Below are 18,606 nucleotides of genomic sequence, written 5' to 3'. Positions count from 1 at the left end.
CCGGCTGCTCTCTTTCGACCCTTGGAGCTCGGCTCGAACACGCGCCGTCGTGCGGGCGCTGCCATGAAGAACGCTTCCCATAATGCATCCTCCTCCTGACGACTCAGGATCGATGATGCACCATCAGATTTCGGGACTACACATCTAGAGCGCCTCGCCTCTGAGCAGGCGCGGCGGGTCCCCTGCCAGTCCCGCCGCCTCGCGGATGAAGAAGCGCTTCAGCCCTGGCATCCGATCGACCAGCCCGAGCCCGAAATCGCGAGCCAGGCGGAATGGCGTTACGTCATTTGAAAATAGCCGATTGAGCCCGTCCGTCACCGCGCCCATCGCAACCGTGTCGAAACGCCGGGCGCTTTCATAACCTTCGAGAACGTCGGCGCTGCCTGGATCGAGCCCAAGCCGCGCGGCATCGACGATGGCCTCAGCCAGGGCCGCGACATCCTTCAGCCCGAGATTGAGCCCCTGGCCGGCAATCGGATGGATCAGGTGAGCGGCGTCACCAAGCAGCGCCAGCCTGTCGCCGACGAAGCGACGCGCCACGCCAAAGCCGAGCGGCATCGCCGTGACCTTGCTCTCCAGTGCAAGCTCCCCAAGCTCCAGTCCGAAGCGCCGCTCGATCTCGTCGAGCATATCGGCCTCGTCGAGCGAGAGCAGCGCCGCGACATTCTCCTCGCGCTCCGTCCAGACGATCGAAGAGCGGTGGCCGAGCCTGCCGCCGTCGCTGAGCGGGAGGATCGCAAAGGGCCCGGATGGCAGGAAATGTTCGACGGCCCGCCCGTCATGCGGCCGCTCATGGCTCAGCGTCGCAACCAGCCCGGACTGGTGGTAGGACCAGCCGACCCAACCGATGCCGGCGCGTTCGCGGAGCCGCGACCGCGCGCCATCCGCAGCCACGAGCAGCAACGCCCCAATGCGCTCGCCGCCCGCATAGGTGATCTCGATGGTATCGTCCTGCGCATCGAAACCGCGAACGCCTTCCGGCCGCATCTCGACATTCGCTTCACGGCAGGCGCTCAACAGCGCCGTCATCAGCGCCATGTTCTCGACCATATGGGCGAAGGATTGTCCGGGCTCGATCTCGCCGTCAAAGGTCAAGAAGACCGGACGCACCACGTCTGGATTGCGGCTGTCGGTCACCACCATTTCGGTCATCGCGGCAGAACTGCCTGCAACGGCCTCCCAGACGCCCAGCACCTCCAGCATGTTGCGTGCAGCCGCCGCCACGGCGTAGGCGCGGTTGTCCTGACGCGGCGGTGCCGCAAGCGCCGGGTCCGCCAGGACGATTGCATAAGCCTCGCCGAGCGCCCGTTTCAGCGCCAGCGCCAGCGAAAGCCCGGCGATGCCGCCACCCGCGATCACGATCCGCCTTCCGGAATGGCCGGTCTGCTGCCCCATCGTCCTGCTCCTGCGCCTCATGCCGACCACGCCTGGACCAGCGCTTGACGACGCCCGGTGCGTCGGTGCTGATGCGGAGGATACGGCGGAACCGTCTTCGGCTCAGCCGGCCCGCCCGTCAATCCGCCCGCCAGTCGAGCCTGGAGAACCATGTCCCAGATCAGCGACTCCCTGATGTCGATCCTCGACCTCGAGCGGCTCGAGCGCAATCTGTTCCGCGGTCGCAGCCCCAAGATCGGCTGGCAGCGGGTCTTCGGCGGGCAGGTCATCGGGCAGGCCCTCTACGCCGCCTGCCAGACAGTGGAAGGCCGCCAGCCGCACTCGCTGCACGCCTACTTCCTGCTGCCGGGCGACCCCGAGACTCCGATCATTTACGAGGTCGAAAGGCTCCGCGACGGCCGCTCGTTTACGACGCGGCGCGTGCTGGCGATCCAGCATGGCGAGGCGATCTTCTCGATGTCCGCCTCGTTCCAGGCTGAAGAACCCGGCTATGAGCATCAGATGCCGATGCCGGACGTGCCGATGCCGGAGGAACTGCCGAACCGGGAGGAGATGCAGCGCAGCGTGCTGCCGCATATGCCCGAAGCCGTGCGCGCCTATTACCAGCGCGAGCGGCCGATCGAGATTCGGCCCGTCGAGCTCCAGCGCTACGTCACAGGCGAGAAGATGGAGCCGAAGTTCAATGTCTGGATCCGCTCGATGCAGCCTTTGCCCGACGATCCGGCGGTTCATCAAAGCGTGCTTGCCTATGCTTCGGATCTGATGCTGCTCGATTCGAGCCTCATCGCGCATGGCAAGACCGTGTTCGACAAGCAGATCCAGGGCGCGAGCCTCGATCATGCGCTCTGGTTTCATCGCCCCTTCCGCGCCGATGACTGGCTGCTCTATGCTCAGGACAGCCCCTCGACCTCGGGCGCGCGCGGGTTCTCCCGCGGCCTTGTTTTCGATCGCCATGGCAAGCTCGTCGCGTCCGTGGCGCAGGAAGGCCTGATCCGGCCGCGTCCGGACCGCGAATGAGCGCTTTCTAAGCAGAAGCACAGCAACCAAGCATTTGCCTGCTTATTAGGCAATCACCCCGCACCGAGTGGTGCGACGGGGCGTTTTTCCTTGCGTCATCCCCTCATGATCCCCCTCCGGCAGTTGGCACGGGCCTTGAATTGACCGGCCGTGACGTGTGTCGGGCTCCCGGCGCGCGCGGAGCGCAACGCGATCGCCGGGGCTGACATCCGGGCGGCGGAAACGGGGAAACCCAAGCATGAAAATCGTGATGGCTGTCATCAAGCCGTTCAAGCTGGAGGAGGTGCGCGACGGGCTCACCGCCATCGGCGTGCATGGCCTGACCGTGACCGAGGTGAAGGGATATGGCCGGCAGAAGGGCCATACCGAGATTTATCGCGGTGCCGAATATGCCGTGAGCTTCCTGCCGAAGATCAAGATCGAAGTCGCCGTCTCGGACGAGCTCGTCGGCAAGGTGATCGAGGCGATCACCGCCGCAGCCCGTACCGGCCAGATCGGCGACGGCAAGATCTTCGTATCGTCGATCGAGAAGGCCGTCCGCATCCGCACAGGCGAGACCGACGGCGACGCCCTCTGATCCTCTCGATCCTTCAGTCCAGGAGTTTCAACCGATGAATTTCAAGACCCCATTGCGGGCCGGGCTGGTCGGAGCGGTGCTCGCCGCGACCACGGCGGTCGCGCTGGCCCAGACAGCGGCGGCTCCCGCCGCGCCGGTGCCGAACAAGGGCGATACCGCCTTCATGATGAGCTCGACCGTGCTCGTGCTGCTGATGACGATTCCCGGCCTCGCCCTGTTCTATGGCGGCCTGGTGCGCAGCAAGAACATGCTCTCGGTGCTGACCCAGGTCTTCGCCATCGTCTGCATGGTCAGCCTGCTCTGGGTGATCTACGGCTACTCCCTCGCCTTCACCCACGGCGGCGGCCTGAACGATTTCGTCGGCGGCTTCTCGAAAGCCTTCCTGCGCGGCGTCGACGGCAACTCGGTCGCGGCGACCTTCTCGAACGGCGTCGTCATCCCCGAATACGTCTACATCTGCTTTCAGATGACCTTCGCCTGCATCACGCCGGCCCTGATCGTTGGCGCCTTCGCCGAGCGCATCAAGTTCTCGGCGCTGATGCTGTTCACCGCCCTCTGGGTGACCTTCATCTATTTCCCGATGGCCCATATGGTCTGGTACTGGGGCGGTCCCGATGCCGTCGGCAATGCGGCCAAGGCTGTCGCTGAGGCGGGCCCCGATGCCAAGGCGGCCGCAACCGCGGCGCTCGACGCGGTCAACGCCGATGCCGGCATGCTCTTCAAATGGGGTGCGCTCGACTTCGCCGGCGGCACCGTCGTCCACATCAACGCGGGCATCGCCGGCCTCGTCGGCTGCATGCTGCTCGGCAAGCGCGTCGGCTACGGTAAGGAATTGATGGCCCCGCACTCGCTGACCATGACGCTGATCGGCGCAGCCCTGCTCTGGGTCGGCTGGTTCGGCTTCAATGCCGGCTCGAATCTCGAGGCCAACGGCACCGCCGCGCTTGCCATGATGAACACCTTCGTCGCCACGGCGGCAGCCGCGCTCGGCTGGCTCTTCGTCGAATGGGCGGCCAAGGGCAAACCCTCGCTGCTCGGTATGGTCTCGGGCGCGGTTGCCGGTCTCGTCGCCGTCACGCCGGCCGCTGGCTTCGCAGGCCCGATGGGCTCGATCGTGCTCGGCCTCGTCGCTGGCGCCGTCTGCTTCGTCTTCTGCTCCACCGTCAAGAATGCGCTCGGCTACGACGATTCGCTCGACGTGTTCGGCATCCACTGCGTCGGCGGCATCATCGGCGCCCTGGCCACCGGCATCCTGGTCAATCAGGCGCTCGGCGGCGGCGGCATCCCGGACTATGTCTCCAAGCCGGGCGAGCTCGTCACCGCGGCCTATGAATTCGGGCCGGCATTCGTGGCTCAGGCCAAGGCCGTTCTCTTCACGCTCGTCTTCAGCGGCGTCGGCTCACTGATCCTCTACAAGATCGTCGACGTCGTCGTCGGTCTGCGCGTCACCACGGATCAGGAGCGCGAAGGCCTCGACATCGCCGAGCACGGCGAGCGCGCCTACAGCATGTAAGCGTCTCCCGCCGCTTCACGTGAAACAGGCCTCGGCGGTCTCCCGCCGGGGCCTTTCTCATGGTAACTCCGCCCGCAGAAGCAGGCCGATCGATCCGCCGGCGAGGCGCTCCCCTTCAAGGTTAAGCGGGTCTTAACCTGACCTTCATACCCTGATCGCTGGAGGCCGGTATGATGCGGCCTGTAGTCCTGTGGAAGGCGGCCCGGCCGGCATGCGAACAATCCGACGCTCCTCATCCCTGATCGATCGCCTGCCCGATCCCGCGCGGGAATTCCTGTCGCGACGGACGTCGGAGATGGTCGGGCTCGGGCTGCTGGCGCTGACAGCGGCCATCGCACTCGCGCTTGCGACCTGGGCCGCTGAAGACCCCAGCCTCAACAACGCCACCGGCGGCGCCGTCAACAACCTGCTCGGGCGCCCGGGTGCGATGATCGCCGATCTGACCATGCAGATGATCGGGCTCGGCGTCATCGCCATGCTCTTCCCGCCGCTGATCTGGGCGCTGCGCCTGATGCGCTTCCACCTGTTCGATCGCGGCGCGCTCAAGCTCGGTCTCTGGGTTGTCGGTATCGTCGCGACGGCGGCCGTCGCGAGCGCCCTTCCGGCGACGCCGCGCTGGCCCTTGCCCACCGGGATGGGCGGCGTGATCGGCGACGGCCTGCTGTTTGGGACGCGCAATCTCGTCGGCATCGCAGGCAGCGCCCTCGGCGGCCTTGTCGCTTTTCTCTATGCCGGTATAGCAATTCTCGCCGTGACCGCCGCCGCGGGCTTCGGCTTCGTCACCGACGAAGATCCGGTCAATGACAGCGACGACGAAGACGAGTCCTGGGCCGAGACCGAGGAGCGTCGCGACGACGAGCCCGGTTTCGCCGTCATCCTTGTCGGCTGGCTTGCCCATGGCGCAATGGCGCTCAAGGGCGCGATCCTGCGTCGCCTGCCGCACCCGCCGGAACCGGCCGTCAGCGCCACTGGCTCCGCTGGCAACCAGCCCGTCAGCCGCGTACGCCGCGAACCGCAGTTCAACGAAGCTGCGGCCCGCGCTGCCCCTCCAGTCTTCGCCCCCGAGCCGTTGCCCAGCCCGCGTCCGGCCAGTCGCGTCGTCGACTTTCCCGATGGCGATATCGACGATGATGATGAACCGCAGGACCTGCGCGATCTCAATGCTCCGCGCGTCACCGCCCGGCCCGCTGCTCCCAAGCCTGGCAAGCGTCTGTCGCGCGAGGCCCAGCCGTCCCTGCTCGATCGCGATCATTTCGAGCTGCCGCCGCTGACCTATCTTGCCGAACCGAAGAAGGTCCCCTCGACAGCCATCTCGACGGATGCGCTGGAGCAGAATGCGACCCTGCTCGAGGGGGTGCTCGAGGACTTTGGCGTGCGCGGCGAGATCAGCCAGGTTCGCCCGGGCCCTGTCGTGACGCTCTACGAGCTCGAGCCGGCGCCGGGGACCAAGTCGTCGCGGGTGATCTCGCTGGCCGACGACATCGCGCGCTCGATGAGCGCGATCTCGGCGCGTGTCGCCGTTGTCCAGGGCAAGAACGCGATCGGCATCGAACTGCCCAATGCCAAGCGCGAGACCGTCTTCCTGCGCGAGCTGCTCGCCAGCCAGGATTTCGAATCGACCAAGCACAAGCTGGCGCTCTGCCTCGGCAAGACCATCGGCGGCGAGCCGGTGATCGCCGATCTTGCCCGCATGCCGCATCTGCTCGTCGCCGGCACCACCGGCTCGGGCAAGTCGGTCGCGATCAACACCATGATCCTGTCGATCCTCTACCGGCTSAMSCCCGMRCAGTGCCGGCTGATCATGGTCGAYCCCAAGATGCTCGAGCTCTCCGTCTATGACGGCATCCCGCATCTGCTCACCCCCGTCGTCACCGACCCGAAGAAGGCGGTGGTCGCGCTGAAATGGGCGGTGCGCGAGATGGAGGAGCGCTACAAGAAGATGTCGARGCTCGGYGTGCGCAACATCGACGGCTTCAATGTCCGGGTCGGCGAGGCGCTGGCTGCCGGCGAGATCATCACRCGCACCGTGCAGACCGGCTTCGACAAGCATTCCGGCGAGGCGATCTACGAAGAAGAGGTGATGGATCTGGGGCCCCTGCCCTATATCGTCGTCATCGTCGACGAGATGGCCGACCTGATGATGGTCGCCGGCAAGGAAATCGAGGGCACGATCCAGCGCCTGGCGCAGATGGCGCGCGCCGCCGGCATCCATGTCGTGCTGGCGACCCAGCGGCCCTCGGTCGACGTCATCACCGGCACGATCAARGCCAATTTCCCGACCCGCATCTCGTTCCAGGTCACCTCGAAGATCGACAGCCGCACCATTCTCGGCGAGATGGGCGCCGAGCAGCTGCTCGGCCAGGGCGACATGCTCTACATGGCCGGYGGCGGCCGCATCACCCGCGTGCACGGGCCGTTCGTCTCGGATGCCGAGGTCGAGAAGGTCGTGGCGCATCTGAAGACGCAAGGCCGGCCGGACTATCTCGACGCGGTCACCGCCGAGGAGGAGGCCGGCAGCGATGACGAGGATGGCGGGCGACAAGAAGGCCTCGACCTCCTATATCCAGCGCCGCCTGCAGATCGGCTACAACCGCGCCGCCTCGATCATGGAGCGCATGGAGAACGAGGGCATCGTCGGCCCCGCCAACCACGCCGGCAAGCGAGAAATCCTCGTCGAGGCCAGCCGCGCCAGGGAAGACGAGGATTGAGCGGACGGCAGAGAGACGGCAGGTCCTCAAATTGCCACGCTGAAGTGCAACTCATACGGTGGTTGATGCGTTTACCTGAGGCGGCGGGCCATTTCGCCCGCCTCCAGTCATTGCCCGCATCAGGCAATGACGCGAACATCCAGGCCGATATGGCCCCAGCATCGGAGCAGCTTTGCTCATGACACGCGTTTCGCCAATGCAGGCTTCGCTCGGCGCCTTTGTCGCGCTTGGGCTCGCCATTGCGTCTGGCCCGCTCGCGGCCCAGCCGCTTGATCTTCAGGCCAAACCCGCAGCGCCGGCCGCAAAGCCGGCAGCTCCCCGCGCGATCCCGCTGCCGCCCATGCGACCGCCGGGGCTTGGCCTGCCGCGGACCGCGGAGGCAACCTCCGCTCCGGTCATCACCACGGTCGCCGCCGAACAGCCCCGTCCGGCTGCCGTCCCGGTCAAGTCGACCACCAGCAAGCATTCAGCCCCGCTCACACAGCAGGAAGCTGTCGAGCGTCTCAATGCCTATTTCAATGGCTTTGCGACCTTGCAGGGCGACTTCATCCAGTTCGCCTCTGACGGCCGCCGCTTCGAAGGCAAGCTCTATATCCAGCGCCCAGGCAAGATGCGCTTCGAGTATCGGCCGCCCGTGACCATGGAAGTCATCGCCGACGGCACCTCGGTGGCGATCCGCGACAAGAAGCTCGCGACCCAGGATCTCTACTCGATCGGCCAGACGCCACTGAAGTTCCTAGTCAAGGAGCGCATGGACCTTGCCCGAGATTCGACCATCACCAAGGTCAGCACCAAGGGCGACATCCTGTCGGTCAGCGTCGAGGATCGTTCGACCCTTGGCGGCACGTCGAAGATCACCCTGAACTACGACATGGCGGCCAATGAACTCAGGCAGTGGGTGGTCATCGATCCCCAGGGCTACGAGACATCGGTCTCGCTCTACAACCTCGATACGCAGCGGCGTCCCGATCCGAAGAATTTCGTGATCAACTACGAGCGCATGCTCTGAGCACGCGCTGAAGGGGCCGCCCTCCAAGCGATTTCGAGCGCCGGGCTTGCTTGCGAGACGAGGCGGCGGCTGCAACGCCGTCAGGCTTCGGAGCGGCTTGCTTTTTCCGCTGCCAAGACCCAGTTTCCGGCTCCCTTTCGATCCGGAACCACTGCGTGAATCTGACCGTTACGAGCTGGAACATCAATTCGGTGCGCCTGCGCATCGGCATGGTGACGGAATTCCTGACCACCACCGCGCCGGACGTACTGTGCCTGCAGGAGACCAAGACTCCTGACGAGCAGTTTCCCGCCAAGGCCTTCGAGAAGATCGGCTATGTCCATCAGGCCTTCATCGGCCAGAAGGGCTATAACGGCGTCGCGATCGTCTCACGCCTGCCCTTCAGCGAGAAGGACGCCATGGCGATGTGCGGACGCAATGATGCCCGCCATATGACGGTCGTACTCGACAAGGGAGCTGGCGCTGCCGCGGGCGTCGCCATCCATAATTTCTACATTCCGGCCGGAGGCGACATCCCGGATCCGAACCTGAACGACAAGTTCGCCCACAAGCTCGCCTTTCTCGACGAACTCGGCGCCTGGGGAATCGCCAAACGACCAACCGACCGGCCAAGCATCCTGCTCGGCGACCTCAATATCGCGCCCTATGAGCACGATGTCTGGAGCCATAAGCAGCTTCTCGACGTGGTCAGCCATACACCCATCGAAACCACGACGCTCGAAACGCTGCGCACCGAGCTTGGCTGGAGCGATGCCGCGCGCACGCTGCGGCCCGAACCCGAGAAGCTCTATAGCTGGTGGAGTTACCGTGCCGCCGACTGGGCTGCCTCGAACAAGGGTCGCCGGCTCGACCATATCTGGCTCTCTGACGGATTGAAGCCGACCCTGCGCGACGTCACCTTCCTGCGTGAAGCACGCGGTTGGGAGCGGCCCTCGGACCACGTTCCCGTCACGGTGACATTGGAGCTCTGATCGAGCGCTCTAGCTTCGATCGATCGCGATCAGCGCATCGCGAACCTGTGACAATTCGCCCATGAAGCCATGCAGCCTCTCTCCGATCGCAGCCGCGATCGCCTGAGCCGATTGCGGGGATTCGCCGAGCACCCGGCGCATCACGCTGCGCGAGAGCTTCATCAGTTGCGTGGGCTCGCGCGCAACGGCCGTCACCGGCCGCTTGATCGAGGCGAACAGCGCCAGCTCCCCGATCAACCCGCCTGGACCCACCACCTCGTCGGCGGGTTGGCCGTCATCCCGGCTCATGAGCGCAATCGCACCCGAGACGACGAGATAGGCACCATCCGAACCGTCGTTGCGGCGGAAGAGCACATCACCGGCGCGCAGGATGCGGTTCTCGGCGGCAAAGGCCACGAGCCGCAAGGCGTCATGGTCCATGAGACCCAGCAGCGGCTGTTTGGCCAGGAATGCGATGTCGTCGTTAAGCGCCATGGAATCTCAAGGATTCAGGCGATAGCCGCCCGCATCCGTCACCAATAGTCGCGCATTGGCCGGATCGGGCTCGATCTTCTGGCGCAGACGATAGATATGGGTCTCCAGCGTGTGGGTGGTGACCTGTGAATTATAGCCCCAGACCTCCTGAAGCAGGATCTCGCGGGCAATCGGCTTGCGGCCGGCACGATAGAGAAAGCGCAGGATCGCGGTCTCTTTCTCGGTGAGCTTGGTCTTCGAGCCCTTCTCGCTGACAAGCAGCTTCGATCCTGGGTGAAAGGTATAGGGGCCGACCTGGAAGACGGCATCCTCGCTCGCTTCGTACTGCCGCAAATGGGCGCGGATACGCGCCAGCAGCACCGCGAACTTGAACGGCTTCACCACATAATCATTGGCGCCGGCTTCCAGTCCGAGCACGGTATCGGCGTCCGAGCCCTGCCCGGTCAGCATGATCACCGGGCTCTTGAAGCCGTTGCGGCGCATCACCTTCACCGCCTCGCGACCATCCATGTCGGGAAGCCCGACATCCATGACGGCGAGATCGACCCGTTCGGCCTGAACGGCCTTCACGCCGGCGGATGCCGTCGCAGCCGTCGAGATCCGGAACTCGTCATAAAGCGCGAGCTGCTCCGCGAGCGCGTCACGCAACGTCTGGTCGTCGTCAACCAGAAGAATATGATGGACGGCGGGCATGGCAATCATTTGAACGGTTTGCGATTCCGGCACCATGAGCCCGCTGAATCGCGACTGCAAGTCAGGTGGGGTGGAATATCCGTGAGAAAATGTGATCAAGCCGGCGGTGCCGGTCCAGGCGAGGTGCGGCGCGGCCTAACCCGGTTGCAAATCGTCCGCTCCGTGCATGATCGCCGCAAGGGTTTTCTGATCGCTGGCGGCGCCTGTTTTCCCTGTGCCCTTGGCCGCTCCGGCATCATTGTCGCCAAGCGGGAAGGCGATGGCGGCACTCCCCGCGCCACATTGCCGCTGCGGCGCATCTTCTATCGCGCTGATCGCTTGCCCCGCCCCCAGACCAGCTTGCCGCTACGCAGGATCGCACCTCGCGATGCCTGGTGCGACGATAGGAGCGACCGGCGCTACAATCGTCTGATCGACCGCCCGCCCGGCGAAGCCGAGGAGCGGCTCACACGCGAGGACCATCTCTACGACGTCATCGTCGAAATGGGCTGGAACGATGCTCCCGTGATTCGCGGCCGCGGAAGTGCGATTTTCTGGCACCTGGCCCGGCCTGGCTTCACTCCGACGGCGGGTTGCGTCGCTGTCGAGCGGCATGTCTTTGAGAAGCTGCTGCCGCGCCTCGCCCGGCGCTGCGTCATGGAAATCCGGTAGGATCCGCAGTCAGCGCGATCAGTAGGCCTTGGGGTCGACTCGGCACTACCGCCGGGTCGACCCGCTACCGGCGTGCAAACAGGGAGCTCCCTACGCCCTGGCCCCAAAGATCGCGCTACCGACACGAACGTGGGTAGCACCGAGCTGGATCGCGGCCTCGTAGTCGGCGCTCATTCCCATCGAGAGTCCGCCAATCCCGTTGCGCAGAGCGATCTTGGCCAGCAGCGCGAAATGCGGCGAGGGCGGCTCGTCGGCTGGCGGAATGCACATCAACCCCTCGATCACTAAACCGTGATGCGTGCGGCAGAGCGCGATGAACGCGTCGGCCTCGCCCGGATTGATGCCTCCCTTCTGCGGTTCCTCGCCGGTATTCACCTGCACGAAGAGTTTCGGTGCCCGGCCGGCCCTCGCGATCTCGCGGGCAAGTTCCTTCGCCAGGCTCTCGCGGTCGAGCGTATGGATCGCATCGAACAGGGCGACCGCGTCCCGTGCCTTGTTCGACTGCAGCGGGCCGATCATGTGCAGTTCGACATCGGGAAAGCGCTCGCGCAGGCCCGGCCATTTCGCCTTGGCCTCCTGGACGTAGTTCTCGCCGAAGACGCGCTGTCCTGCTTCCAGGGCAGGAAGGATCGCCTCCTCCGGCATGGTCTTCGAAACGGCGATCAGCGTCACATCTGCTGGGCGGCGCTCGAAATCACGCGCGGCGCGTGCAATCGCCGCTTGCGTGGCGGCCAGCCGCGTAACCGTATCGTTCATCGTGAAACCCTTCCATCTCGCGCGCGACGTTGACCGCGTGCGTGCAATGGTGTCCTAGAACATGATGTGGAAAAGCCGGAACCGGTTTTCCGCCCGACTCCCGCTCTAACTGCGGAAACGGCCTTCTGTTTCCTCTGAAAGCGCCCAGCGATTTCCTAGGAAGCGGCCGGCAGGCTCCGCTTATCCAAGAATTGCCCGCGCATCATGGCCGTCGAACGTTACAATCCCAAGGAATCCGAGCCGAAATGGCGTCAGGTCTGGAATGAGCGCAAGCTCTTCGAGACACGCAATGACGATACGCGCCCGAGCTACTACGTGCTCGAGATGTTCCCCTATCCGTCGGGGCGCATCCATATGGGCCATGTTCGCAACTATGCGATGGGCGACGTCGTTGCGCGCTACAAGCGGGCCAAGGGCTTTTCCGTTCTCCACCCGATGGGCTGGGATGCGTTCGGCCTGCCGGCCGAGAACGCTGCCAAGGCCAACAAGATCCATCCGCGCGAATGGACCTACGCCAACATCGCGACGATGCGCACGCAGCTCCAGTCGATGGGGCTCTCGCTGGATTGGAGCCGCGAACTCGCTACCTGCGACCCGAGCTATTATCGCCACCAGCAGAAGATGTTCCTGGACTTCCTCAAGTCCGGGCTGGTCGATCGCAAGACCGCCAAGGTCAACTGGGATCCAGTCGACGAGACCGTGCTCGCCAATGAGCAGGTCATCGACGGGCGTGGCTGGCGCTCCGGCGCTCTCGTCGAGATTCGCGAGCTGACCCAGTGGTTCTTCAAGATCACCGATTACGGTCAGGAGCTGCATGACGCCCTGGAAGGGCTGACGCGCTGGCCGGAGAAGGTGCGGCTGATGCAGAAGAACTGGATCGGCCGCTCGGAAGGGCTGCTGATTCGTTTCGCACTCGAATCGAATGCCTTCGGCCAATCCGAGTTGGAGATCTATACGACACGCCCGGACACGCTGTTCGGCGCGAAGTTCATGGCGATCGCGCCCGATCACCCGCTGGCCAAGGCCGCCGCAGCCAGGAACCCGGAACTGCAGGCCTTCATCGAGGAGTGCAAGCGCACCGGCACGGCGCAGGAAGCGATCGACAAGGCCGAGAAGCTCGGCTTCGATACCGGCCTGCGCGCAGTCCATCCCTTTGATCCATCGTGGACTTTGCCGGTCTATGTCGCGAACTTCATCCTCATGGAGTACGGTACCGGTGCCATTTTCGGCTGCCCGGCCCATGACCAGCGCGACCTCGACTTCGTCAACAAATACAGGCTCGGCAACACCCCGGTCGTCTGCCCCGAGGGTGTCGACCCCGAAAGCTTCGTCATCACGGACACGGCCTATGTCGAGGATGGCCGCATGATCAATTCGCGTTTCCTGGATGGCATGACCATTCCGGAAGCGAAAGAAGAGGTGGCCCGCCGGCTGGAGAGCGAGACACGCGGCAATCAGCCCGTTGGCACGCGCAAGGTGAATTTCCGCCTGCGCGATTGGGGCATCTCGCGCCAGCGCTACTGGGGCTGCCCGATCCCGATCATCCACTGTGCCGATTGCGGTACCGTGCCGGTCCCGGATGCCGACCTGCCGGTCAAGCTGCCGGATGACGTCTCCTTCGAGAAGCCCGGCAACCCGCTCGACCATCACCCGAGCTGGAAGCATGTCGCCTGCCCCAATTGCGGCAAGCCGGCCCGTCGTGAAACCGACACGATGGATACCTTCGTCGATTCCTCCTGGTATTTTGCCCGTTTCACCGATCCCTGGCGCACCGAGAGCCCGACCGATCGCAAGGTCGTCGACCGCTTCCTTCCGGTTGACCAGTATATCGGCGGCGTCGAGCACGCGATCCTGCACCTGCTCTATTCGCGCTTCTTCACCCGCGCGATGAAGGCAACCGGCCATGCCGGGTTGGACGAGCCTTTTGCCGGCCTCTTCACCCAGGGCATGGTGGTCCATGAGACCTACCGAGCCGAGGATGGAACCTGGGTCGAGCCCGGCGATGTCCGTATCGAGGCCAATGGCAGCGAGCGTCGTGGCTTCCATGTCGAGACCGGGGCGCCAATCGAGATCGGCTCCATCGAGAAGATGTCGAAGTCGAAGAAGAATGTGGTCGACCCCGACGACATCATCGCCTCCTACGGCGCCGACACCGCCCGCTGGTTCATGCTTTCGGACTCGCCGCCGGATCGCGATGTGATCTGGACGGACGAAGGCGTTCAGGGCGCAGCCCGCTTCGTGCAGCGCCTATGGCGGCTGATCGGCGAGATCGCCGAGCGGACCGGCAATTCAGCGGGTGCTGCCGCGGAATTCGGTGAGGCGGCCCTCACCTTGCGCAAGGCCAGCCATCGTGCCCTGCACGCCGTCGGCGCCGATATCGAGCGCCTCGGCTTCAACCGGTGCGTCGCTCATATCTACACGCTGACAAACGCCATCGCGAAGGCGCTCGACGGAGCTGCCGAGGATCCCGCGCTTGCCAGCGATATGGCGTTTGCGCTGCACGAGGCGGCCGCCATCGTCACGCAGCTTGTCGCGCCGATGATGCCGCATCTTGCCGAGGAGTGCTGGCACGCGCTCGGCCAACCCGGCCTCGTTGGCGAAGCCTCCTGGCCGGTGGCTGACGCCGAACTGCTCCGTGACGACAGCGTCACGCTGCCGGTCCAGATCAACGGCAAGAAGCGCGCAGAGGTGACCGTGCCGGCCGATGCGGATACGGTCTCCGTCGAAGCCATCGTTCGGTCATCCCAGGCCGTCATCAAAGCCCTGGACGATCGCCCGATCCGGAAGATCATCGTGGTGCCGGGGAGAATTGTGAATGTCGTCGTCTGATTCGCACCGCTGCCGACCTGGTCGCGGTGTGCCTACCCGCCGCCTCATGCTGGCCGCCGCACTCGGCGCCGCCGCGCTTGCTGGTGGGTGCCTGCGCCCGCTCTATGCCGAGAATACCACCAGCACCGTCGGCGGCAGCGTCAAGGCGGCGCTCAGGAATATCGAGGTCCCCGAGATCAAGGGCCTGGTCGGGCATTACCTGCGGAACGAACTCGTCTTCGAACTCGACGGCGGCGGAGCCGGAGAGGCCACTGGTCCGAAGCGCCTGAAGCTCCAGGCCTCGATCCGGGAATCGATCGAAGTCGTCACCGTCGACTACGTCAGTGGCCGCGCCGACTCCGCCGTTCTCGTCGCGACAGCCACCTGGTCGCTCGTCCGGGAAGGTACAGGAGAGGTCGTATCCTCCGGCACGACCATAACGCGCGCGCCCTATGAACGCTCCCAGCAGCGTTTTTCCACGGTCCGCGCAGCACGAGATGCCCAGATTCGAGCCGGCAAGTCGCTGGCAACCCTGATCCAAGGGCAGATCGCCGCCGATCTCGTCGGCGGCTGAGCCGGACGACAGGCAATGGTCGCCATCAAGGCGCATGAGGCCGACCGGGCCCTGACCAAGCTGGACCCGGCCTGGCGCCTCATCCTGATCTATGGACCCGATTCCGGCCTTGTCTCCGAGCGGGCGACAGCGCTCGCACGCGCCAGCGTCGACGATATCAACGATGCCTTCCAGCTCATTCGCATGGATGGCGATGATGTCGCTGCCGATCCCCTCAAGCTGGTAGACGAAGCCAATACCATCGGCCTGTTCGGCGGCCGGCGTGCCATTCGCGTGTCACCGACATCGAAGCTGCTGCTCGCGGCGGTCGAGCCGCTGCTGTCGACGCCATCGCAGGACGCGATCGTCATCGTCGAAGCGGGTGATCTCCAACGCACCAATCCCCTGCGCCAGGCCTGTGAGAAGGCACGAACGGCCCTCGCCGTGCCCTGCTACGGCGATGCGGCGCGCGATCTTGGTAGTATCATCGATGAAATGGTCCGGGCTGCCGGCAAATCGATCGACCGCACCACGCGCGAACAGCTGTCCGGGCTATTGGGCGGCGATCGCCAGACATCGCGCCGCGAGATCGAAAAGCTTCTGCTCTATGTTGGCGCAGATCCAGCCGTCACCGAAGCGCATATCGAGGCGGTCGTCGGCGATACGGCACAACGCGAGCAGGCTGCGCTCGTCGATGCGGTCTTCGCCGGCCGTCTGGCCGTGCTCGATCTGGCGCTCGCGAAGCTGTCGAGCGAAGGCCTCGATTCCGGGGTGATGCTTGGCGGCTTGCTACGCCACGCCCTGACGCTGCTGAAAGCCCGTCAGAGCGTCGATGGCGGCCGCAGCGCCCGGGACGCGGTCTCCAGCATGCGGCTGCCCTTTCCCCGCATGGCGGCCGCTGAAGCGGCGTTGAACGTATGGTCCGTGCAGAAGCTCACCGAAGCGGTCGGCATTCTGGGAACCGCAACTCTTGCGGTCAGGCGCGATGGCGAACTCGCCCGTCCAACCGCTGCACGCACCCTTTGGACCCTCGCCCGGCTGGCACAGAGCGGCGGGCGCGGTTCCTAGCGAGTAAGCGCAAGGGGCCTGATCAGGCTTTCAGGCGCCGACACAGGGCATCGAGCTGATCGAGCGTCTTGTAGCCGATCTTCATGTCGCCTCCGCCGCTCGGACGGTGCTGGATCGACACTGATAGCCCGAGAACCTCCTCGAGCGCCTTTTCCAACGCGCGGGTGTCCGGATCCTTGTCGAGTTTCGGCTTGCCAGGGGAGCTCCTGCTCTCACCCCGCGCCTCTTCCTGCACCAACCGTTCGATGTCGCGGACGCTGAGGCCCTCATCGACGATCTTGCGCGCCATCAGCTCAGGATCCGTGACCGAGAGCAGCGCGCGCGCGTGGCCCGCCGAAACGGCGCCCTCAGCCACCATCCGCCGGACAGGCTCCGGCAGTTTTGAAAGGCGCAGCGTATTCGCGACATGGCTTCGGCTCTTGCCGATGACGCGGGCCAGATCGTTCTGGGTATAGCTGAATTCGGCAATCAGGCGCTCGTACCCGGCGGCCTCTTCGATCGCGTTCAGGTCGCTGCGCTGGACGTTCTCGACGATGGCGATTTCCAGCGCCTCGCGGTCGTCAGCCTCGACCTGGATGACGGGAACCTCATGCAGGCCGGCGCGCTGCGCGGCACGCCAACGCCGTTCGCCGGCGATGATCTCATAGGCGTCGGCCATGCCCTTGAGCGGGCGCACGATGATCGGCTGCAGGATCCCGCGCTCGCGCACGGAAGCCGTCAGATCCTCGAGCTCGTCATCCGCGAAACTGCGCCGCGGATTCCGCGCGCTCGGCCGCAGGAACTCGACTGGAACCCGACGCTGGCCTCTGGCACGCTCGAGCGCTCCGATCTCGTCGCCGACATCTCCAATCAGAGCGGCGAGACCCCGGCCAAGACGTGAACGTCCCTGTTCCTCGGCCATAATTCAACCTCTTGATACTAAATACGAAATGAGTTCAGGCAGCGGCGCGCAGCGCACGCTCCCGCCTGATGACTTCGGATGCCAGCCGCAAATAGGCCTGCGAGCCGGCACAGCGGAGATCGTAGAGCAGGGCGGGCTTGCCGTAGGACGGGGCTTCCGAAACCCGGACATTGCGCGGGATCACGGTCTCATAGACCTTGTCGCCCAAAAACTCGCGAACGTCGGCCATGACCTGACCGGAGAGATTGTTGCGCGGGTCGAACATGGTCAGGACCACGCCCTGAATGATCAGGCGCGGATTGAGCCCATTGCGAACCTGCTCGACCGTCTTGAGCAGCTGGCTGAGGCCCTCCAGCGCGAAGAACTCGCATTGCAGCGGCACAAGCACGGCGTCGGCTGCCGTCATCGCATTGATGGTGATCAGGCTGAGCGAAGGCGGGCAGTCGATCAGAATATAGGTCAGGTCCGCACAGCGCTGATCGTCGGAAATTTCGTCGATCGCCTTCTTGAGGCGCTGGGTGCGATCCTTGGCACTGGCGATCTCGAGCTCGACACCAAGCAGATCGAGCGTCGACGGCGCGATGAACAAACCAGGTACAGCGGTTTCCTGCAGCGCCTGACCAAGGCCGATATCGCCGCAGAGCACATCATAGGTCGAGGATTGCCGGCTCTTCCGGTCAACGCCGAGCCCGGTCGAGGCATTCCCCTGCGGATCGAGATCGACGATCATCACCTTCTCACCGATCGCGGCGAGCGCCGTGCCGAGATTGATGGCCGTCGTCGTCTTGCCGACGCCGCCCTTCTGATTGGCGAGCACCAGCACACGTGGCCGGCGGGGGGGAAGGGTAATGGGAGTCAGATCGGTCATGTATCAGCCCGCTGCTCGGCCTCGCGAATCAACAGAATGCGAGCTGCCGGATCTGTCACGGAGACAACTGTCGAGGCCTGAATCTTCCAATATTTAGACGCTTCGGTCAATTCAGCATCTAGATATTGTCCCTTGGGAAAGAGCCCAAGTGTCCCGGTTCTCAACAACTCCTTGCACCATCCTAGCAGAATCGGGAGCGGTGCGAGCGCCCGGGCCGTCACGACGTCGACTTTTTCTGTGAACTCCCCAACGATATCCTCGATCCGCGAGGCATGAACCGTCACAGGCGCACCGGTCACCCTGGCCGCGTGGCGCAAAAAGGCGCATTTGCGCGCATTGCTCTCGACCAGATGGATTCGGCCTTGCCCCTGTTCGGCAAGACAGATCCCGATCACAAGTCCGGGAAATCCACCGCCTGAGCCGAGATCGAGCCAGGTTCTGGCGTCAGGCGCCAATGCGAAGAGCTGGAGCGAATCAGCGACGTGCCGCGTCCAGACATCCGAAAGCGTCGTCGAAGAGACCAGGTTCTTCGCATTTTGCCACTTGACCAGCTCTGCGACCAGCAGCGCGAGCCGCTCCTGTGTTTCACGTGAAACAGGAGTCAAGCGCAGAGCGCGGGCGCGGTCATCATTGTCAACAGCCAC

The 18,606-nt window shown here is 64.6% G+C and carries 16 protein-coding genes and 1 pseudogene; 10 read left to right on the top strand and 7 right to left on the bottom strand.

Annotated features, from left to right (window positions below; all coding sequences use genetic code 11):
* Nucleotides 1-144: 144 nt before the first annotated feature.
* Nucleotides 145-1,395, bottom strand: coding sequence for a ubiquinone biosynthesis hydroxylase (locus AC1DGP_RS08155; RefSeq protein ID WP_441509089.1), 1,251 nt, complete (start codon nucleotides 1,393-1,395; stop codon nucleotides 145-147).
* A gap of 150 nt (nucleotides 1,396-1,545) precedes the next feature.
* Between AC1DGP_RS08155 and tesB the strand changes: the two genes are divergently transcribed.
* The 6 genes and pseudogenes from tesB (at nucleotide 1,546) to xth (ending at nucleotide 9,190) form a co-directional block, all read left to right on the top strand.
* Complete coding sequence (gene tesB / locus AC1DGP_RS08150) at nucleotides 1,546-2,412, top strand: acyl-CoA thioesterase II (RefSeq protein WP_441509090.1); 867 nt, start codon at nucleotides 1,546-1,548, stop codon at nucleotides 2,410-2,412.
* A 238-nt stretch (nucleotides 2,413-2,650) separates the two neighbouring features.
* Nucleotides 2,651-2,989 carry a P-II family nitrogen regulator gene (locus AC1DGP_RS08145; RefSeq protein ID WP_043236992.1) on the top strand — a complete coding sequence of 113 codons (339 nt, stop codon included), beginning with the start codon at nucleotides 2,651-2,653 and terminating at the stop codon, nucleotides 2,987-2,989.
* Nucleotides 2,990-3,023: 34 nt separating this feature from the next.
* Nucleotides 3,024-4,502 (top strand): ammonium transporter, encoded by a 1,479-nt coding sequence (locus tag AC1DGP_RS08140; RefSeq protein WP_441493289.1) that lies wholly within the window; start codon nucleotides 3,024-3,026, stop codon nucleotides 4,500-4,502.
* Nucleotides 4,503-4,713: 211 nt separating this feature from the next.
* A pseudogene (locus AC1DGP_RS08135) lies at nucleotides 4,714-7,210 on the top strand (FtsK/SpoIIIE family DNA translocase).
* Nucleotides 7,211-7,388: 178 nt separating this feature from the next.
* Nucleotides 7,389-8,219 (top strand): LolA family protein, encoded by an 831-nt coding sequence (locus AC1DGP_RS08130; RefSeq protein WP_441492053.1) that lies wholly within the window; start codon nucleotides 7,389-7,391, stop codon nucleotides 8,217-8,219.
* A 155-nt stretch (nucleotides 8,220-8,374) separates the two neighbouring features.
* Nucleotides 8,375-9,190 (top strand): exodeoxyribonuclease III, encoded by an 816-nt coding sequence (gene xth / locus AC1DGP_RS08125; RefSeq protein WP_441492052.1) that lies wholly within the window; start codon nucleotides 8,375-8,377, stop codon nucleotides 9,188-9,190.
* Nucleotides 9,191-9,199: 9 nt separating this feature from the next.
* On the opposite strand, the gene AC1DGP_RS08120 is transcribed toward xth, so the two are convergent.
* On the bottom strand, nucleotides 9,200-9,664 hold the full coding sequence (locus AC1DGP_RS08120) for a cyclic nucleotide-binding domain-containing protein (RefSeq protein ID WP_476775125.1): 465 nt from the start codon (nucleotides 9,662-9,664) through the stop codon (nucleotides 9,200-9,202).
* Nucleotides 9,665-9,670: 6 nt separating this feature from the next.
* Nucleotides 9,671-10,357 (bottom strand): response regulator transcription factor, encoded by a 687-nt coding sequence (locus AC1DGP_RS08115; RefSeq protein WP_069882335.1) that lies wholly within the window; start codon nucleotides 10,355-10,357, stop codon nucleotides 9,671-9,673.
* 81 nt (nucleotides 10,358-10,438) lie between these two features.
* Between AC1DGP_RS08115 and AC1DGP_RS08110 the strand changes: the two genes are divergently transcribed.
* Nucleotides 10,439-11,008, top strand: coding sequence for a L,D-transpeptidase family protein (locus AC1DGP_RS08110; RefSeq protein ID WP_476775124.1), 570 nt, complete (start codon nucleotides 10,439-10,441; stop codon nucleotides 11,006-11,008).
* Nucleotides 11,009-11,098: 90 nt separating this feature from the next.
* On the opposite strand, the gene AC1DGP_RS08105 is transcribed toward AC1DGP_RS08110, so the two are convergent.
* Entirely contained in the window at nucleotides 11,099-11,764 is a 666-nt protein-coding gene (locus tag AC1DGP_RS08105) for a YggS family pyridoxal phosphate-dependent enzyme (protein WP_476831965.1), read from the bottom strand.
* Nucleotides 11,765-11,968: 204 nt separating this feature from the next.
* Between AC1DGP_RS08105 and leuS the strand changes: the two genes are divergently transcribed.
* The 3 genes from leuS to holA are packed head-to-tail and all read left to right on the top strand — an operon-like array spanning nucleotide 11,969 to nucleotide 16,193.
* On the top strand, nucleotides 11,969-14,593 hold the full coding sequence (gene leuS / locus AC1DGP_RS08100) for a leucine--tRNA ligase (protein WP_476831964.1): 2,625 nt from the start codon (nucleotides 11,969-11,971) through the stop codon (nucleotides 14,591-14,593).
* Nucleotides 14,580-15,146, top strand: coding sequence for a hypothetical protein (locus AC1DGP_RS08095; RefSeq protein WP_441492047.1), 567 nt, complete (start codon nucleotides 14,580-14,582; stop codon nucleotides 15,144-15,146). Before leuS ends, AC1DGP_RS08095 begins: the two co-directional genes overlap by 14 nt.
* A 15-nt stretch (nucleotides 15,147-15,161) precedes the next feature.
* The gene (gene holA, locus AC1DGP_RS08090; RefSeq protein ID WP_441505112.1) at nucleotides 15,162-16,193 is read left to right on the top strand and encodes a DNA polymerase III subunit delta; all 1,032 of its coding nucleotides are present in this window, start codon (nucleotides 15,162-15,164) and stop codon (nucleotides 16,191-16,193) included.
* A 22-nt stretch (nucleotides 16,194-16,215) separates the two neighbouring features.
* On the opposite strand, the gene AC1DGP_RS08085 is transcribed toward holA, so the two are convergent.
* Genes AC1DGP_RS08085 through rsmG form a run of 3 tightly spaced genes read right to left on the bottom strand, consistent with a single transcriptional unit; the run spans nucleotide 16,216 to nucleotide 18,606 of the window.
* Complete coding sequence (locus AC1DGP_RS08085; protein WP_476831963.1) at nucleotides 16,216-17,094, bottom strand: ParB/RepB/Spo0J family partition protein; 879 nt, start codon at nucleotides 17,092-17,094, stop codon at nucleotides 16,216-16,218.
* Between the two features lie 34 nt (nucleotides 17,095-17,128).
* On the bottom strand, nucleotides 17,129-17,962 hold the full coding sequence (locus tag AC1DGP_RS08080; protein ID WP_441505111.1) for a ParA family protein: 834 nt from the start codon (nucleotides 17,960-17,962) through the stop codon (nucleotides 17,129-17,131).
* Nucleotides 17,959-18,606 (bottom strand): 16S rRNA (guanine(527)-N(7))-methyltransferase RsmG, encoded by a 648-nt coding sequence (gene rsmG / locus AC1DGP_RS08075; protein ID WP_441492044.1) that lies wholly within the window; start codon nucleotides 18,604-18,606, stop codon nucleotides 17,959-17,961. Before rsmG ends, AC1DGP_RS08080 begins: the two co-directional genes overlap by 4 nt.

The sequence above is a fragment of the Allobosea sp. 05T433 genome, from assembly GCF_056396065.1.
Note: the sequence above shows the minus strand (reverse complement) of the source record. Positions and strands in the feature narration are given on the sequence as shown.

What these genes read in the sequence shown, in the direction of transcription:
- AC1DGP_RS08140 (WP_441493289.1), top strand. Translation starts at nt 3,024, where the DNA reads ATGAATTTCAAGACCCCATTGCGGGCCGGGCTGGTCGGAGCGGTGCTC.
- AC1DGP_RS08080 (WP_441505111.1), bottom strand. Translation starts at nt 17,962, where the DNA reads ATGACCGATCTGACTCCCATTACCCTTCCCCCCCGCCGGCCACGTGTG.
- AC1DGP_RS08095 (WP_441492047.1), top strand. Translation starts at nt 14,580, where the DNA reads ATGTCGTCGTCTGATTCGCACCGCTGCCGACCTGGTCGCGGTGTGCCT.
- leuS (WP_476831964.1), top strand. Translation starts at nt 11,969, where the DNA reads ATGGCCGTCGAACGTTACAATCCCAAGGAATCCGAGCCGAAATGGCGT.
- AC1DGP_RS08115 (WP_069882335.1), bottom strand. Translation starts at nt 10,357, where the DNA reads ATGCCCGCCGTCCATCATATTCTTCTGGTTGACGACGACCAGACGTTG.
- holA (WP_441505112.1), top strand. Translation starts at nt 15,162, where the DNA reads ATGGTCGCCATCAAGGCGCATGAGGCCGACCGGGCCCTGACCAAGCTG.
- AC1DGP_RS08085 (WP_476831963.1), bottom strand. Translation starts at nt 17,094, where the DNA reads ATGGCCGAGGAACAGGGACGTTCACGTCTTGGCCGGGGTCTCGCCGCT.
- AC1DGP_RS08120 (WP_476775125.1), bottom strand. Translation starts at nt 9,664, where the DNA reads ATGGCGCTTAACGACGACATCGCATTCCTGGCCAAACAGCCGCTGCTG.
- AC1DGP_RS08145 (WP_043236992.1), top strand. Translation starts at nt 2,651, where the DNA reads ATGAAAATCGTGATGGCTGTCATCAAGCCGTTCAAGCTGGAGGAGGTG.
- AC1DGP_RS08105 (WP_476831965.1), bottom strand. Translation starts at nt 11,764, where the DNA reads ATGAACGATACGGTTACGCGGCTGGCCGCCACGCAAGCGGCGATTGCA.
- AC1DGP_RS08155 (WP_441509089.1), bottom strand. Translation starts at nt 1,395, where the DNA reads ATGGGGCAGCAGACCGGCCATTCCGGAAGGCGGATCGTGATCGCGGGT.
- AC1DGP_RS08130 (WP_441492053.1), top strand. Translation starts at nt 7,389, where the DNA reads ATGACACGCGTTTCGCCAATGCAGGCTTCGCTCGGCGCCTTTGTCGCG.
- tesB (WP_441509090.1), top strand. Translation starts at nt 1,546, where the DNA reads ATGTCCCAGATCAGCGACTCCCTGATGTCGATCCTCGACCTCGAGCGG.